The sequence below is a fragment of the Bradyrhizobium sp. 132 genome, from assembly GCF_023074185.1.
Taxonomy (GTDB): domain Bacteria; phylum Pseudomonadota; class Alphaproteobacteria; order Rhizobiales; family Xanthobacteraceae; genus Bradyrhizobium.
In genome coordinates, this window is record NZ_JADPKY010000065.1 from 1 (window position 1) to 754 (window position 754).

Below are 754 nucleotides of genomic sequence, written 5' to 3' on the forward strand. Positions count from 1 at the left end.
GGTCTGTTGGGATTCATCTGGAGTTTATCGCGGCCGCGGCCAGATAGATCATTGAAGTGAAGCTCTGGTCGGTCTTGTCGGCGCGCATTGCGATGCGCTTGAATTCCTTGAGCTTGCCGAAGAAGTTCTCGATGAGATGCCGCCATTTGTACATCTCCTTGTCGATGGCGAGAGGCTGTGCACGGCGCGGATGCTGGGAGATGACGACTTTGGCGCCACGCGCTTCGAGTTCGGCGATGATGGCGTTGCTATCGAAGGCCTTATCAGCGATCAGCGCGTTGAAGGCCAATCCCTCGATGAGCGGCGGCACGCCCACCGTATCGAAACGCTGTCCCGGCAGGAGCACGAAGCGCACGAGATTGCCGAGCGCATCGGTGAGCGCCAGAATTTTGGTGGTCATGCCGCCTTTCGAGCGGCCGATCGCCTGGCTTTGCGTCCCCCTTTTGCGCCCTGACCGTGGCGGTGGACCTTGACGATGGTGGCGTCGACCATGGCGTATTCCATGTCGGGATCGTCGGAGATGGCCTCGAACAGCCGCTTCCAGACATCCGCCTTCACCCAGTCGCGAAAGCGCGTGAATGTGCTATTCCAGTGGCCGAACATCGCCGGCAGATCCCGCCAGGGACTGCCGGTTCGGGCGATCCACAGAACGGCCTCGACAAACAGTCGGTTGTCCTTGCCGCTGCGGCCCGGATCTCCCGGCTTGCCAAGACAATGCGGCTCCATCTTCGCCCATTGGGCGTCAGTCAAAACG

At 60.7% G+C, this 754-nt stretch carries 1 protein-coding gene; it reads right to left on the reverse strand.

Annotated features, from left to right (window positions below; translation table 11 throughout):
• Positions 1–13: 13 nt before the first annotated feature.
• Positions 14–726 (reverse strand): IS5 family transposase gene (locus IVA74_RS10725; protein ID WP_247342634.1). Its coding sequence is split into 2 segments (ribosomal slippage): positions 14–435 and positions 435–726, totalling 714 coding nucleotides; the frame shifts between segments, so codons are not numbered across the junction.
• Positions 727–754: the final 28 nt, after the last annotated feature.